Annotated in this window: 1 protein-coding gene; it reads left to right on the forward strand. The window is 65.4% G+C overall.

The genetic code is table 11. The features are described 5' to 3' along the window. Window positions 1-384 (forward strand): IS1634 family transposase (locus L0D17_RS14065; RefSeq protein ID WP_243095722.1); only part of this gene is annotated, 384 nt, incomplete at both ends.

Raw genomic sequence — 384 nt, forward strand, 5'->3', positions numbered from 1 at the left:
TGCTCCTGGGGCCCGGCATCACCCCCGAACTTTTGAACGACGACCGCATGGGCCGCATGCTGGACAGCCTGTACGCGGCCGGGGTCACCGAGCTGTTCGTGGAGGTGGCTAAATCTGCCCGCAGAGCCTTTCCCTTTCCCGTGCGGGCTCTTCACGTGGACTCCACCAGCTTTCACGTCCACGGGGTGTACGGGAGCGGGGAAGAGGGCCAGACCGATACGGGGGACGAGCCCCTGGTCATCCGCCTCACCCACGGCTACAGCCGGGACCACCGCCCAGACCTCAAGCAGTGGGTGATGAACCTGATCTGCGCCGATACCGGGGGGATTCCCCTGCTCTTCGCTCCTGGGGATGGGAACCAGTCGGATCAGGAGGCCTTGGTTC

This window comes from Thermus thalpophilus (assembly GCF_022760915.1).
GTDB classification, from domain to species: Bacteria; Deinococcota; Deinococci; order Deinococcales; family Thermaceae; genus Thermus; species Thermus thalpophilus.